General features: G+C 53.9%; 13 protein-coding genes. 7 read left to right on the top strand and 6 right to left on the bottom strand.

Features of this window, described 5'->3' with window-relative positions:
* The first annotated feature begins 1 nt into the window (after position 1).
* Positions 2-2,107, top strand: coding sequence for a glucans biosynthesis glucosyltransferase MdoH (gene mdoH / locus QEH53_RS10635; RefSeq protein ID WP_309023168.1), 2,106 nt, complete (start codon positions 2-4; stop codon positions 2,105-2,107).
* 71 nt (positions 2,108-2,178) lie between these two features.
* On the opposite strand, the gene QEH53_RS10630 is transcribed toward mdoH, so the two are convergent.
* Complete coding sequence (locus tag QEH53_RS10630; RefSeq protein ID WP_309023167.1) at positions 2,179-5,472, bottom strand: family 16 glycoside hydrolase; 3,294 nt, start codon at positions 5,470-5,472, stop codon at positions 2,179-2,181.
* 149 nt (positions 5,473-5,621) lie between these two features.
* On the opposite strand from QEH53_RS10630, the gene hflK reads away from it, so the two are divergent.
* The 3 genes from hflK (at position 5,622) to QEH53_RS10615 (ending at position 8,517) form a co-directional block, all read left to right on the top strand.
* A complete protein-coding gene (gene hflK / locus QEH53_RS10625; protein ID WP_309023166.1) occupies positions 5,622-6,602 on the top strand; it encodes an FtsH protease activity modulator HflK in 981 nt (326 codons plus the stop codon).
* Between the two features lie 24 nt (positions 6,603-6,626).
* Positions 6,627-7,580, top strand: a complete 954-nt coding sequence (gene hflC / locus QEH53_RS10620) for a protease modulator HflC (RefSeq protein ID WP_309023165.1) — start codon at positions 6,627-6,629, stop codon at positions 7,578-7,580.
* Between the two features lie 370 nt (positions 7,581-7,950).
* Positions 7,951-8,517 (top strand): VPDSG-CTERM sorting domain-containing protein, encoded by a 567-nt coding sequence (locus tag QEH53_RS10615; RefSeq protein ID WP_309023164.1) that lies wholly within the window; start codon positions 7,951-7,953, stop codon positions 8,515-8,517.
* An 81-nt stretch (positions 8,518-8,598) separates the two neighbouring features.
* Here QEH53_RS10615 and QEH53_RS10610 read toward each other — a convergent pair whose 3' ends face one another.
* From QEH53_RS10610 to QEH53_RS10600, 3 genes are all read right to left on the bottom strand, one after another.
* A complete protein-coding gene (locus QEH53_RS10610; protein WP_309023163.1) occupies positions 8,599-9,465 on the bottom strand; it encodes an NAD(P)-dependent oxidoreductase in 867 nt (288 codons plus the stop codon).
* 86 nt (positions 9,466-9,551) lie between these two features.
* Positions 9,552-9,716, bottom strand: a complete 165-nt coding sequence (locus tag QEH53_RS10605; protein WP_309023162.1) for a hypothetical protein — start codon at positions 9,714-9,716, stop codon at positions 9,552-9,554.
* Between the two features lie 88 nt (positions 9,717-9,804).
* Positions 9,805-10,263, bottom strand: a complete 459-nt coding sequence (locus QEH53_RS10600; protein WP_309023161.1) for a DUF5069 domain-containing protein — start codon at positions 10,261-10,263, stop codon at positions 9,805-9,807.
* 104 nt (positions 10,264-10,367) lie between these two features.
* Between QEH53_RS10600 and QEH53_RS10595 the strand changes: the two genes are divergently transcribed.
* Together QEH53_RS10595 and QEH53_RS10590 are read left to right on the top strand one after the other, a co-directional pair.
* Positions 10,368-11,342 carry an alpha/beta hydrolase-fold protein gene (locus tag QEH53_RS10595; RefSeq protein WP_309023160.1) on the top strand — a complete coding sequence of 325 codons (975 nt, stop codon included), beginning with the start codon at positions 10,368-10,370 and terminating at the stop codon, positions 11,340-11,342.
* Positions 11,343-11,454: 112 nt separating this feature from the next.
* Positions 11,455-11,694: a hypothetical protein gene (locus QEH53_RS10590; RefSeq protein ID WP_309023159.1), complete on the top strand. Its 240-nt coding sequence runs from the start codon at positions 11,455-11,457 to the stop codon at positions 11,692-11,694.
* Positions 11,695-11,707: 13 nt separating this feature from the next.
* Here QEH53_RS10590 and QEH53_RS10585 read toward each other — a convergent pair whose 3' ends face one another.
* On the bottom strand, positions 11,708-11,941 hold the full coding sequence (locus QEH53_RS10585; RefSeq protein WP_309023158.1) for a DUF2164 domain-containing protein: 234 nt from the start codon (positions 11,939-11,941) through the stop codon (positions 11,708-11,710).
* 361 nt (positions 11,942-12,302) lie between these two features.
* On the opposite strand from QEH53_RS10585, the gene QEH53_RS10580 reads away from it, so the two are divergent.
* Positions 12,303-12,743, top strand: coding sequence for a hypothetical protein (locus QEH53_RS10580; RefSeq protein ID WP_309023157.1), 441 nt, complete (start codon positions 12,303-12,305; stop codon positions 12,741-12,743).
* An 11-nt stretch (positions 12,744-12,754) separates the two neighbouring features.
* On the opposite strand, the gene QEH53_RS10575 is transcribed toward QEH53_RS10580, so the two are convergent.
* On the bottom strand, positions 12,755-14,287 hold the full coding sequence (locus tag QEH53_RS10575; RefSeq protein ID WP_309023156.1) for a YifB family Mg chelatase-like AAA ATPase: 1,533 nt from the start codon (positions 14,285-14,287) through the stop codon (positions 12,755-12,757).
* Positions 14,288-14,430 lie beyond the last annotated feature (143 nt).

The raw sequence follows: 14,430 nt of genomic DNA, 5'->3' as shown, positions 1-14,430 counted from the left end.
TATGAAAGGTGAAATCATAAACTTCGGGAAGTTCTTTGACTGGCAGCGGTTGTTTTTTTTCGTAACGGCATTGCTGTTTACGATATTCCCGACGGTTTTATTCGGGAACCTGCTGTGGCGCGTAGGCATCGAGCAAGGACTTTGGCCGGTAAGTTTCTTGTTTGCGATCCTCACGTGGAATATTTCCTGGGGTGCGACGCATTCACTTGTCGGCTTTTTCAAGCGCCGGAGAGAAGCTAGGCGACCTGCTGAAACCTGCCTCGATCCGGACAATCCGGGAAGCGTGGCAGTTGTTTTGCCTGTCTACAACGAGGACCCTCGTCGAGTTTTCGCGGGACTTAAGACGATGTACGAGTCGCTGCAGAAACAAAAGGGCGCTGAGTTTTTCGACTTCTACATTCTAAGTGACTCCACCAAGCCGGAACGATGGCTGGAGGAAGAGCAAAGCTGGGCTGCCCTATGTCGTGACTTAAAGGCCTTTGGTCGCATATATTATCGTCGCCGTTCTGTGAATACAGACAAGAAGGCGGGTAACTTGCTTGAATTTTGCGAAAGCTGGGGAGCTCGCTACCGCTACATGGTGACGCTCGACGCGGACAGTATTATGAGTGGCGAGACATTGACTGCCCTCTATCGTCGGATGGAAGCGGATACACGCATAGGGATTTTGCAGACTGCCCCTAAAATCGTCTATTCGGAAAGCTTTTGGGGCCGGTTGCAGCAATTCTCGAATCACTTCTACGGACCTGTGTTCATAGCGGGGCTGAACTTTTGGCAAGGTGGGCAAGGTAACTATTGGGGACATAACGCGATCATTCGTATGGCCCCCTTTATCGAGCACTGTGCCTTGCCGGACCTGCCGGGGCGGGAGCCTTTTGGAGGCAAAATTTTGAGCCACGACTTCGTCGAAGCGGCCCTTATGCAGCGGGCTGGTTTCGAGGTGCGTTTGGCTGATGACTTGGAAGGTAGCTACGAGGAATGCCCTCAGGACATGGTGGAGCACGCGAAGCGTGACCGTCGTTGGTGCCAGGGAAATATGCAGCACTTTTGGCTGCTCTTCTCGCGTGGTCTTACCTTCGCGAGCCGGCTGCACCTAGGCAATGGGATCATGGGGTACGCGTCCTCGTTGCTGTGGGCATTGTTCCTCGTGCTGAGCGGAATTCTGATGTATAACCGCGTCCGGAGTAACTTGTCGTTGCTGCCTACTTCGGGTTTTGGAGATTTATTTCGTATACCTTTGTCCGACCACGGTCTACTCGTTGCGGGAGTGACGTTCAGCCTTTTGTTTTTGCCGAAGGTACTAGCGTTGCTTGACGCGTTTTTGAGTGAAGGGAGGACGCGTGTTTTTGGTGGAGGGATTCGCTGTACCTTGAGTGTGCTGCTTGAGATCGTGAGTTCTGCTTTGGTGGCACCGATCATGATGCTCTACCACGGACAGTTCGTGGTTTTTACGGCTCTAGGCAAGGGCGTGGGCTGGAGCACTCAAAACCGCTTGGCGGGAGATGGCTTGAGTCTGTACGACGCGTTTGTTTCGCACCGCGGGCATGCAATCGTAGGCATAGCTTTTACACTTCTGGCCCGGCAGGTGAGTGAGTCTTTTCTCTATTGGACCTTACCGGTTAGCGGGGCTATGGTATTAGCCCCTATCGTTTCTTGGATTTCGAGCAAACCGTCGATTGGGCGATGGCTGAGGCGTATGGGAATATTGGAGACGCCGGTGGAACATGAAGTTTCGGAAGAGTTGGTAGCGGTGCATGCGTACGAGGAGGATTGGAAACGCAAGAACTGGATTTTCGAAGAGACGGATTCGGTGGCGGGTCTGATGAACGCAGCCGTGGACCCTTATTTGAATTCTATCCGTGTCACTCTCGCTCGCGAGTCTGAGTCGACGTTGGACGCGGCCAATGCGGAGCGCTTGGGCGAGTCGTTACTCTTCAAAGGAGTGGAAGGGCTGCGAGCTTCTGAGTGCAAGCTAGTGCTCGGCGATGCAGACCTGATGAGCTGGTTGCATCGTCAAGTTTGGACCCTGGACCCGGAGGACTTGCACGAGTCTTGGGAGCCCTTATTTAACCGCTACAGCTGGATGCAGCTGCAGCGAGTAGGATAATCGAGCCTGGCAAGCCTCGGTTATTCTGCGGACGAGAGTTTAAGGCGTTCTCGGAGACGCAGCTCCAAGCGCTACTTGCTGGTTATGTAGGCTTCGAGTTCCTCGGCGAGCTTCAGCTTCAAATGGTACACGCGGCTGGTTCGGAACTCTTGGGTGGCATAGGTTTCGGGGGCGAGCGTTAATGTTACCTGCTTTCGGTCGCTGGATAGCTTTACGCCATTAACGCTATGTTCAATCGTGTCGAGCTCTGGCGAACCGTAGTCAGGAGCGTCTCGGTACATCCATGAGGTGGTTGAGGCGAGCGACTGTAGTTGCTCCGCGCTTACACTCGAACTTAGTGGCTGCGTGAGCTGAACGGTAATTGTGGAGAGGTCCGCGCTGAGCTTAGCGGAGTGGATCGCTTGAGCGACGGTTTTGCCATCCCAGACTAAGCGTTGCAGACTTGCGATTTTTCCGCCCTGAGCTTGCCAGCCGCGCCCCGTCTGCCCGAGCAAGAGACTGCCGTCTCCTAAGAAAACGGGTCGCATGATTCCTGATTGGAGATTCTCGCCGAAGGGGATGACCGCTGCTCTGGTCTCACCCTCCACTTGGTAAGTCGCTACGCGCAGGAGCTTTGACTGAGTCTGGTCTCCGATGAACATTTGACCGGCGAAGGGGCCGAACTCGCCCTCTGTGGTGTCCCATGCCATGTGACCGGGCGAATTCGCCACTTTGTTGTGAGGAAAGAGCGCGACAGCTGTTTCGCGGTTTGCGCCGGCAGCTGGCCATCGCAATTCCGCGGAATCGGGTTTCATGCCGGGCAGGTCGACGAGGCCCGAGGGGTGCCCGTAGTACTTATTCTCCTCGAGAATGAAGAGCTTGGACGTTCCGACGTACTCGCCTTGGTTGTCGGCGTACCATAGTGTCCCTTGGGGATCGATGCCGAGGCCCGCTGGGCTGCGCAGTCCGCTGGCCCAAGGAATGAACTCTCCTTCGGGAGTTACTTTGATGGTCCAACCGCTGTAGCCACCGGAGCTTCCCATATAAAGACCGCCGCCCTTGAAGATGGCTTCGTCGGCGTGGAGTAGGTTTAAGTTGTAGTAGTAATTTCCAGCCGCGTCTCTCACGGGTCCGTGCATGTAGGAGTGGTAGTTGCTGTGGTAGCTGAACTGGTCCGAGAGAGTTTCGAATGTGTCGGCGATTCCGTCGCCGTCTGTATCCGATATTCGGGTAAGCTCTGGTTTTTGTCCGGCTACGATGGTGAGTCCGCTTTCATCTTCGACTACGAGGCCGAGGCAGTCGAACAGGCCCTCGGCGAAGAGTTGCCACTGTCCGTTGACGATGCGCCAGATGCCGGAGGTACGAGTGCCGACCACGATGGTGCCATCTGGAGCGACGTCGATTGCAGTGGCTTCGAAGAGCAGGTCGCGGCCGAAATTATCGTGGGGGGGAAGGTACTGCTCGGAGCGGTAGCCCAGTGGCAGCACCGCTTCCGTTTCTTGCACGATTAACTTTTGTTCGAGATAATCGGCATCCGTAGGCTCAGGACGCCATACAAGCGCAGCGAGGCCAATCTCTCCTGAGAGGGTGGCTTTGAGCTTGTTAGTAGCGGGTAGAGTCCAAAGGCCCTCTTCGTCTAGGCTTCCGTGGCTCACTCTGGCCCCGTGCAGGGTGTCGATATTGGCTTTGAAGGTCTGTGGCTCCGAGAGGTTGCCGGATAGGTGGATTTTTGCGCTGCCATCTTTTTCGATGACCGTCTGCATCGATAAGTTATTTTTTCCAACACGGTAGTGGAATGTTGGTGACGCGTCGGCAGGCTGGGACGGTAGAGTATAACCTAGGAATCGGGCATCGATTTCGGCGAGTAGCTCGAGGTGGTCCTGTTCGCTATTGAGGGAAGCGTTTATGGTATCGAAGTCGCGAAGTTTTGATTCCTTGAAGGAGAAGTCGATGTGTTCGCCATCCATCCCGAGTGGGGATAGCAGACCGCCTTTTCCTGGAAGCCCGATTCCCTTGTTTTCATATCCAGGCTCGAAGCCGCTGCCGCCGCGGTTTTCCCACTCGCCAGCTCCGTTGAGAAATCCACCCTGCCAAACTTTTTCGATAGCGAGCGTTCTCGGATCGAATGTATAGTTGAGGCCGATGGGAAGTCCGACGTGTATAGATCTCCCGGATACGTCTTTCATCGAGCCGCGTTGGATGCGGGTACGGTCCTTGACCAAAACTTGCATGGTGTCGGCGATCGGGTCGTATTCGGTAGGTCCGTCTTTCGCTACGAGGAATTCGACCGGCCCGCGTTGAGCGTCGTCGTTGAGGGTGGAAAGGTAGCGATAGATCGCGTCGGCCTTGGCGTTGGAAAGCATCTCCTCGCTATACGGAACCATGATAGGGAGGTAGGGTTGACCGGCATTTGGGCCGGCGCTGGTGATCGCAAGCTCCACAGCAGGATTGCGAATGGATCGTTTGGCGTAGGTGAGATTTGCTTCGATGGAGAAGCGGGCGTCGGAGGCCGGCTCATGGACTTCGTGCTTTTTAGGGGTTTTTTGGAAGAGTCCGAAGAGGTTTGGTCCAGTCTTGAAGGAGGTATCCCCTTTTTTTGTAGTGTGACACTCAATACAGCCAATGCCGGTGAAGGTCTCTTTACCTAGCTGGACTTGGTCGACGAGTTCGGTTTCGTTTGTCAATTGCCCAGGCTCGGGCACTTCGACTGCAGAATAGTCTGCATGGTCGATCTGGAAGTTTCGGAAAGCGATAGGTCCGTTGGCGGCTCGGAAAGCAAGGGGACCGTCGAACTGCTCCCACTCGCGAATCGAGCCAGGAGTGAAGTTAGGGATTTGGGCGTCGTCATGGACGCTCTCACCGTTGAGGGTGACTTCCAAGAAGGTCGCGTTGGCGAGCTTGTTGAAGGTCTCGTCGCTACGGAAAGTACGGAAACGGATGGTGATCTTGTTCCACTGGCCGACTGGATTGCTGGCGGAAGCTCGGGGAGGGTGCGGGTCGAAGCTTTCGTCGTCTCGAGTGCCGCCGGCAAGGGTTCCCGCCGCGTCTGTAGAGAGCTTCACTTCGTAGCGTCCTTGCAAATAAACCCCAGCTTGGGAGTCTTCAGGGACGAGGTATTCGAAGGATACGATCTGGTCGGAGTAGTTCGAAAGGGTTAGCAGATAGCCGTTTTCGCCGGAAAAGCCATCGGTGTAGTAGATGTCGCCGCTTGCCGATTCTGTGGCGCGGAAGTGGGTAGAGTCATCCGACAATTCGATGGAGCTGGCTCGATTCCAAGCGTCTGCTGGGTCGATGAATTTGCCGAGTGGGGCGGCTTGCAGCTCGAACAAGGTTGCGAGGAGGAAGCCGACGACAGCTACCTTTAGGAAATTAGGGGGGCGAATCATGGTTTTGCGTTAAATTAGGTGGGCGAGAATGAGTGTTAAGTTCGGCTTATCAAATGCGAAGTCCAAAAAGAGCCCTTTAAATTCGGTCATTTGGAAGGGGAATCGAAATTCGTTGCGCCAAATTGAGTCTGCCTGAGTAATGGGATGATATGGCGGATAGAATAGAAATTAACGTACCCGAGAGTTTCAAAAACTTAAAGGGACAGTTCGGGGGCATCTTTGGTCTCGTCGCAATTGGACTATTGGTTTGGGCTGGGTTTTCCAGCGTCTACACCGTGCCAGCGGAATCGCAAGGTGTGGTCCTCAGGTTCGGAAAATACAAGGACACGGTGGACCCCGGTTTGCAGTTCAAGTTGCCCTTCAACATTGATCAGGTGGAAGTCGTCCCGGTGCAGCGACAGATGAAGCAGGAGTTCGGCTTTGGCTCTTCTGGAGCGACAAACCGGACCCAGTATTCGGCGAGCCGGTCCGAGCAAATGGCGGAACGCAGCATGGTAACGGGCGATTTGAATGCAGCCTCGGTTGAGTGGAATTTGCAGTATCGCATCGAAGATCCGAAGCTTTTCCTATTTAAGGTGCGAGATCCTGAGGAAACCTTGCGCGACATTTCGGAGTCTGTGATGCGAACGGTGGTAGGTGATCGAACGGTCGATGAAGTTATCACCATCGGGCGTCAGGAGATTTCTGTGGTGGCCTTGGATCAAATGCAGACCTTGGTCGACAAGTATGAGCTAGGACTTCGCATCGACTTGGTTGAGTTGCAGAACGTAAACCCGCCGGAGCAAGTAAGGCCCTCATTCAACGAGGTAAATCAAGCCCAGCAAGAGCGTGAAAGCATGATCAATGTCGCGAATGGTGAGTACAATAAGGTGATCCCTCGCGCTCGCGGTCTCGCGAACCAGTCAATCCAGGAGGCTGAAGGTTATGCCCTCAAACGCGTAAATGAAGCGGAAGGAGACGTGGCTCGATTCGAAGCGATGTTGAAGGAATACGTTAAAGCGCCGGAAGTGACGAAGCGTCGTATCTATCTGGAGACGATGCAGGAAGTCGTTTCGGGAATCGATAAGAAAATCGTGCTCGATAGCGATGCCAGCTCGGTATTGCCGCTCTTGCAGCTCAACCAGAACTAAAGCCTGAAGCAGGAGACATTTAGCATGAAGCAAATCGCACAATTTTTCTCAATCATAGCTCTATTGGCCGTCGTTATCGTCGGTTACAATTCAATCTATACCGTCCGGGAAACCGAACAGGTAATCCTCACCCAATTCGGGGAGGTGGTAGGCGACCCTGTGGTCGAGTCAGGCTTGCACTTCATGGTTCCGTTCGTGCAAAAGCCGAATGTAATCGAAAAGCGGATACTCGACTGGGACGGTCGTGCCACGGAGATGACAACCAAGGACAAGACTTTTATCGAAGTGGATACCTTTGGGCGTTGGAGAATCGCTGACCCGAAGCAGTTCTTCCTGCGTCTTCGCGACGAGCGGAGCGCTCAATCTCGCTTAGACGGCATCCTGGGATCCGCGACGAAGGAAGCGATCGCCAAGCATGAGCTTGTCGAAGTGGTGCGTTCCACCAAAGGCCGCACCCCTCAGATCGACGAAACCTTAGGTGCGGAAAGTAATAGTTTGGGTGTCTTGCCCGATATCGAAAAGGGCCGCGTCGCTGTCGAGGAAGAGATTTTCCAGGAAGCGGCGAAGAAGCTCACGGAGCTTGGCATCGAGTTGCTCGACGTTCGTTTCAAGCGAGTCAACTACCACGACAGTGTGGAACGGAGTATCTACCAGCGCATGATTTCCGAGCGCCAGCAAATCGCGGAGCGGTTCCGCTCCGAGGGCGCGGGCGAGGCTGCTAAGATCAATGGTAAACGCGGTCGCGACTTGCAGGAGATCGAGTCGGTCGCCTATCGCACAGTGCTCGAGGTTCGGGGTGATGCAGATGCGAAGGCTACGGAGATCTATGCGGATGCGTACAACCAGTCTCCAGAGGCGGTTGGGTTCTATGAGTTCATCAAGTCGCTAGAAGCTTACGAGTCGGTGCTGCAAGGGGATACGACTTTGATCCTCACGACCGAGAGCGAACTTTTCAAGTACCTGAAGAGGATCGACTAGGTTGTAGCTAGGATACAAATACGGAAAGTTTTTTGGAGCCCGCAGCGATGCGGGCTCTTTTTGTTTAGCGAACTGAAGCTCGTGGATGACCAAGTGAACCAACTAGGATCGATGAGGGCATAGGCGCAAGCGACTGCCACCCTAAGGGGAAAGAGGTTGGAAAGGATATTGAGGATACGCGGCATGAAACTGAGGTGAGTTCGGACCGAAGCGCTAGGAAGCGCCTAGAGTGCGAAGCTCAGTGGGGATGAGGATTAGTACTTGTCTTGAGTCTGGGGGCCGGCGAAGGCTCAAGGCGGAGTTAAATCTGGCGTAGCTATAACTTGTACCAGGGCAAGTAGCTTTTGCAGCCCAAAGATCCTCCACTCGAATGAAAAATATAAGAAAGTTTACCGCATTCTTCTTTGGAATTTCCGTTTACGCCTCGGCGAACGCGATCACGTACACCGATGTAGATGTGGATGGCAATGAAGGGGAACCCCACTACCAATATTTGGCATCATGGAGTTTCAGTACTTGGAGCAAGACCTTCAACTTGCTGAGCTCCGGTTTTGACCCGACGACGATGGAGATTTTGAGCGCGACGGTCTCGTTCGCTTTTGCAGACGACGAAAATGACTCTTGGGATTACTCGAAGATCGTGGTCGGGGGTGAGGATTTATGGAATTGGCAGGATGTAGATGGCTCTCACCAATACGGTTACGAGTGGTTTACCACGAGCTTGAGCTCCGACGTTATTTCGAAGCTTCAGGACGGAGTCATCGATTATTCAGTCGAAGCCCAATACGGAGACTTTTATTTAAAGGAAGCCAAGATAGATGCAGAGGTGGGCTATTTAAAAGTACCTGATGCTGGAGCCACATTGGGTATGCTAGGCTTGGGAGTGGCCACCTTATTGATTTTACGGCGTCAAATGTCGAAAGGCACAGACGCTTAGCTGACATGTATTGATTTCAGCAATGACGAATCCGCGGCGAAATGCCGCGGCTTTTGTGTATTCAAAATTTGGAAGCGGTCCCTAGAACTCGAGGAAGTACTTTTGCTTCCATCCGAGTAGTTCCTTCGCTCGTGAACTGTTCATAAGGCTGGTCCGTCCGGGAAGCTCCTTCTTGAATTCGGTGACCCCGGGAAGATATCGCTTTGCGAGCTCCATCGCATCGAGGTTGGAGGAGACGTCGTCCGCAGCGAGTATGATCTCTTCGCAGCCGAGGCCGTCTTTTTCGATTGCGAGCTGGCAGGCTATGGCAATGTCACGAGAGTCGATATAGGACCAGAGGATCCGCAAGCGGTCTTCTGGATGATCGAAGCGAGCAATCGTAGGGGCGTGGTCTTCTGGGCAAAGCACGTTTCCGAGGCGTAGGGAAATGACTTGCATGCCGGTGCGGCGGTGGAAGGTGGAGGCGCAGGCTTCGTTGACAATTTTGGAGAGACCGTATGAGTCCTCCGGCAGTTGTGGGTGAGCCTCGTCGACGGGCAAATATTGCGGCTCGAAGAAGTCGGTCGCGAAGCAAATGCCGTACGACGACTCGGAAGACGCGATCACCACTTTATGGATACCGAGCAAAGCGCAGGCCTCTAGGACGTTGTAGGTCGAGAGGGTGTTGACTCTAAATACTTCTTCGTTGGGAAACTCGTGAGCCCGTGGAATCGCCGCCATGTGGATGACGCCCACGTAGGGATCGCGCGATCCGGTATTGTAGGGTGAAAAGGCGTTTACTACCTGACCGAGGTCGGTGAGGTCGGCATTTATGGTATGGCAGAGCGGCTCGGCAGGCGGCCTAGTGTCGACGTTGATTACATCGTAGCCTTCCGCGACGAGGTGTTTGACGATCCAGTGACCGGCTTTGCCTGATCCTCCGGTGACGATAATGCGTTTCTTGGGCATAAGAAACAAGATGCCGCAGCTATGGCAGGTTTCAAGCGAGGCTAGCATTCCCAGCGCTCTTACTATGTAGCCTTACAAACTCTGAGTCAGGCGAGGTAGCTGTGATGGATCTTCCATCCCGCCCAGACCCCTACGAGCGAGAAGGCTCCGCTAACGAAGAAGGCTGTCATGAAACCTCCCACAAGGCTGCCTAAGTACCAGCCAATGTAGCTGAACAGGGTCATCGCGACGAAGATGCAGAGTTTTTGCATAACTCCGTCATCGTCCTCGCCGCCCAGTTTCGAAGGCTTTTAAGGTGTTTTGTCCGCAGGGTGCCGCAGACATTACCCATTCGCTAGATTAGATACGCTCCTCTTCGATATCGTAGATATCGAACCAAACGCGTACGATTTTATCGCTGGGGAGAAATTCAGGTATGTAGCCTTCAAGGAATTCCTGAAGCTCGATCGCCATGTCGACAGGTCGCATGTAACGCATCTTGTTGTTCCAGGCGATAACGTCGCGTTTTTCTTTAACCTTGGAGTTTTCGTTGATCCAAGCTTCTACTGCGTCGTCGTCCGCTCCGGTCGCCACGAAATCCTTGAAATCGTCGCCACTGATCCCAGTGAATTCGAAGAAAGTATTATCAAGAGGGCAATTGAAGTGGTACTCGCCGTTCGTTCCGGCGACCACAGCTCGGCACTTGTCGAGTGCTCTAGCTGCGACTACGTAACCGCCAATGGTCTCGCGCGGGCTACGTGGGAATTCTTTAGTTAGGTCCTTTGCAGGAATGGTGATGGTGTCGTTGGTTTCGCTCATGTCCTTGCCTCTACGAAAATATCCAAGGCTTGATTGAGGCATCAGCCTAATTCGCTCCGAACCTGAAGGGTTCCCGCCGTAGTTTGGGTAGATCGTTTAGCCTTATGCCCTACCTGTTTTTCATCCGACTTTCTTTTGTTACCTTCCTAGTTGCGAGTTTAGCCAATCATCTACTCGCCGAGGACGATTCTCTCTCGACTCAAGTGGGGTTTTCGGAGGCGCCCGGCTCGTCTCTGGAGTGCGTGTTTTCAGTCGATACGAACCCGGGAGTGAGCTACACGTTACTGAGGTCGAACGATCTCGTGAATTGGACGGAGGTATCTGGTGATTCCTTCGAATCTACCTCCTCTGATTCTGTAGAATGGGAGAGGGGCGGGATCGCTACATTCTTTAAGATCCGGGCATCGATGCTGGACTCAATCCCGTCCCAAATTACTTCGATCGACTATCCGGTGCATGTCGTCCTACCCGATGGCTACGAAAATTCACAGAAACGCTTTCCTATCATTTACGCTACGGATGGGCAATGGGTGACGGGAGGATTTTCATCGGCTGTAACTGAAAGGAAAAAGCAGCTAATTCTTGTAACTATCGAGCAAGGGCCTGGCGACAGGCGAGCGATAGATTTCCGGCTTCCTGGAGCTTACAACTACATCAGGTTTATCGAGGAGGAGCTGTTGCCATCGGTAGAGAGTATTTATAGAGTGAATACAAGTGAGCGAACCTTTTGCGGTACTTCGTATGGAGGCCTGCTGGTGGGGTTAGTCTTCCTATTGGACGATGTCGAAAACCCTCTCTTCAAAAACTACCTCTCCTTTGATGGAAGTTTCTGGTCAAGCGCTGCGACGCTTTATTCTCTCGAAAACGAGCGTTACGCGGCGAGCAAGAGGAAAAACGCGACGCTCTATCTCACCAGCGCCACAGGTTTTCAAAATAACGATCGCTGGGTAACCAATTTTCAAAACCGTATCGAGTCCCGTGGATACGAAGGACTTACGGTCGTCCGTAGGTCTTACCCTGTAGAGCACAACGACGTGGCCCAGCCTTCCTTCGACGCGGCGTTGGAATTTTTGTATTAAGGTGACCGAGTAGGCCCTTGAGATAGCTACTGTAACAGGAGGCGAATTCCTCTTTGGTTTCTTTCCTTTTGTGGTTTGACCTTGGGCACGGTGGTTGACTGTTTGCAGTGCTATGGCGACACCAAGCGAAAAGAATTTCGAAGACTACAAACGGGCGGAAACGAAGGCGCTGCAGATCTTGAAGGACATGCAGTCGACCTCGGCAAAGAAAACCGATATAGAACTCGCTTTGTTGGTAGCTCTTTTCGAGCTGCACAAACGGGAGCTGGCGCCCGGCCATATCGCCAAGATCGTGCAAGGGCACCTCAACGAGCTGGTTCCATTCTACTTGCGCGGACCGGAGGCGAATTAGCCTTCGGGCCGCTTCATTCTTTGGGCTCGAAGCAAGCGCCTTTCAGATCTTCGATTTTAGCGCGAAAGTAGGCCTCAGCCTCATCCACACCCTGGTTGAAGGCAAGCGGTCCAATTTCCTTGGCAAAAAATTCGATAAGGAAGCGGGCTTTTAGCTCACCTATTTCAATCTCGAACTCCTCTTGAATGAATTGCTGTACGGCCGGTATGGTGCAGGCCATTTGATCTTTGCTTATTTCTATGGGCATTAGGGGCGCAGGGTTTTGGTCCGTCTTGCAAGAATGTGAGAGGAGGTTCAGCTCGCGGGTAGAGCCGAGTTTCCTTTTCTTGCTCCACCTCTTCATTTTGAGAATCGGGTAGCGGCAAAACGCAACGACTGAAATGAGTTCGTCTCAACGGTCAAACCGCCGCGAAACAGAGGTCAAGATGAGTGTTTTCTAAGTCGTAGAAAGTCAAAAAGTTCCTTGCTGCATACTAGGTTTCTCCATTTGTAGCTCAGGGTGTTGGCGCATCTTAAGCAGCCCCGGCAGTATGGATCATGCAAACGTACATTCGGGCACGGAAAATCCAAAAAGCGGTAGACGAAGCGCTCCTGGGTGGTTTTCCGCGATGGGTACTGCCTTAGTTGTATCCGGAGGTTTTTATCTGTTGATTTGCCTTCTTGCGGCCTTGGTCATGGCGACCTCCGAACCGATGCCGGGATTCGGGCAGCCTATCTTTGAAGGTAGTTTCGAGGAGGGCGTTTCGGTTCAAGTCCGTAACGTAGTAGAAGGGGCTATGGTTTTACAGTTGCTGCTCGGAGGCATTCTAGGAATCGCTACGATTTGGGCTGGCCAACAAGTGCGGCGCAGACGCTCCCCTGAACCTGTAAAATGGGTCTCTATCGTTAACCTGCTGTACTTCCCGGTGGGAACGACGGTTGGAGCTCTGGTTCTTATCGGTTTGGGTCGCGATTCGGTGAAGCGCGGGTTCGAGTCTTCCAACCCGCCACACCGCCGGAGCTCAGGAACTGGTTACGGCTTCCGTCGATGGTCGAGAAGCGGAACCTAGCTCCAGATCACTCAGCTGCTGCCCATTCGGTCGAGGGAGCGGAATTGGATAGCCTCCATAAGGTGAGGCACTTCGATCTCTGTAGATTCGGCTAGGTCAGCTATGGTGCGGCTCACTTTGAGGATACGGTCGTAGGCGCGGGCCGACAGGGAAAGACGCTCCATTGCCTGCTGCAAGATGTCGCCTAGCTCAGAAGAGATGGCGCAGTGACGTTGGATCGCCTTGTGGCCCATATCCGCATTGGAGCGTATGCCTGTATTTGAAAAACGGTTACGCTGCAGACGCCGAGCTGCCTCGACGCGTTTTCGAATAGCTTCTGAACTCTCTCCCGGTTTGGCTTCGCGTAGCTGTCCGATCGAAAGGGCCGGGGCCTCTACATGCAAGTCGATGCGGTCGAGTAGTGGACCGCTGATTCGTTGGCGGTATTTCTGAACCTGATGCGGAGAGCAGATACACTCCTTTTGTTGGGAGCCGAGATACCCGCACGGACAGGGGTTCATCGCCGCCACCAGCATGAAGTTGCAAGGTAGGGTGACTTTACCCGCAGAGCGAGAGATGGTGACTTCCGCGTCTTCTAGCGGTTGTCTCATAACTTCGAGCGCGGAGCGTTTAAACTCCGGAAACTCGTCCATGAAAAGTACGCCGTTGTGAGCTAGAGAGATCTCGCCGGGTCCCGGTACGCTGCCGCCGCCGATGAGTCCGACGTCGGAGATCGTGTGATGGGGGGAGCGGAAAGGGCGGTGCTTGGCTATCTGTTTTGAGCGGGTTATTCCGGCTGCAGACTCGATCTGCAGGATCTCCAGAAATTCGTCGAGGCTAGGATCCGGCATGACGCTGGGGACGCGCTTAGCGATCATGGACTTTCCGGAGCCCGGTGGTCCGAGCAAAAGGATATTATGGGCTCCGCTCACCGCGATCTCGATCGCCCTTTTGACGACTGCCTGTCCTTTGACTTCGGCGAAGTCCAGCCCGCTGTCTTGCGGATTCGGGTCGAAAACGGTTTTGCCGGAAAGATTGGGTAGTTCAAGAGTTCCCTCGATGAACCGGCGGGCTTGGGCGAGGGACTCCACTCCGTAGACTTCGATACCTTCCACTAGGGCCGCCTCGCGGGCTGATGAAAGAGGGAGGATGACACCGCGTTTCTGGGAGTCGCGGGCTTCCAAGGCGAATGCGAGCCCCCCTCGGATAGGGCGTGTCGCGCCGGAGAGTGAGAGTTCGCCGCCGATCAGGAAATCTTTCAGACGGGCCTCGCCTGAGAGCTGGTTGGTGGCCGCCAGGATGCCGAGGGCGATGGGGAGATCGTACATGGGACCTTCCTTTCGCAAGTCGCCAGGCGCGAGGTTGATGGTGGTGCGGGTTTGCGGTTTGCGAAAACCGGAATTGGCGAGGGCGGAGAAGACTCGGTCATCCGATTCCTTGACGGCGGCGTCAGGGAGACCGACTAAGACGAGTCGCGGGTCGCCGCTCTCGCCCGAGTTGACTTCCACGAGTACGGGCACGGCCTGGATTCCTTGCAGGGCCGCGCTAGAAACAATGGCTAGCATGGGAGAGGGGGAGGGTTAAGGGCTTGAGTAACAGTGGATAGTCACTCTGCTTTGTCTAGGTTCGCCCACGCAAGCGTGTAATTTCGAAGTGGATCCTGCAGGGAGGACGTCCTGGAAACCGCCCATCCAGATATATGTAGCTG

The sequence above is a fragment of the Pelagicoccus sp. SDUM812002 genome, from assembly GCF_031127835.1.
Lineage (GTDB): Bacteria > Verrucomicrobiota > Verrucomicrobiia > Opitutales > Opitutaceae > Pelagicoccus.
Note: the sequence above shows the minus strand (reverse complement) of the source record. Positions and strands in the feature narration are given on the sequence as shown.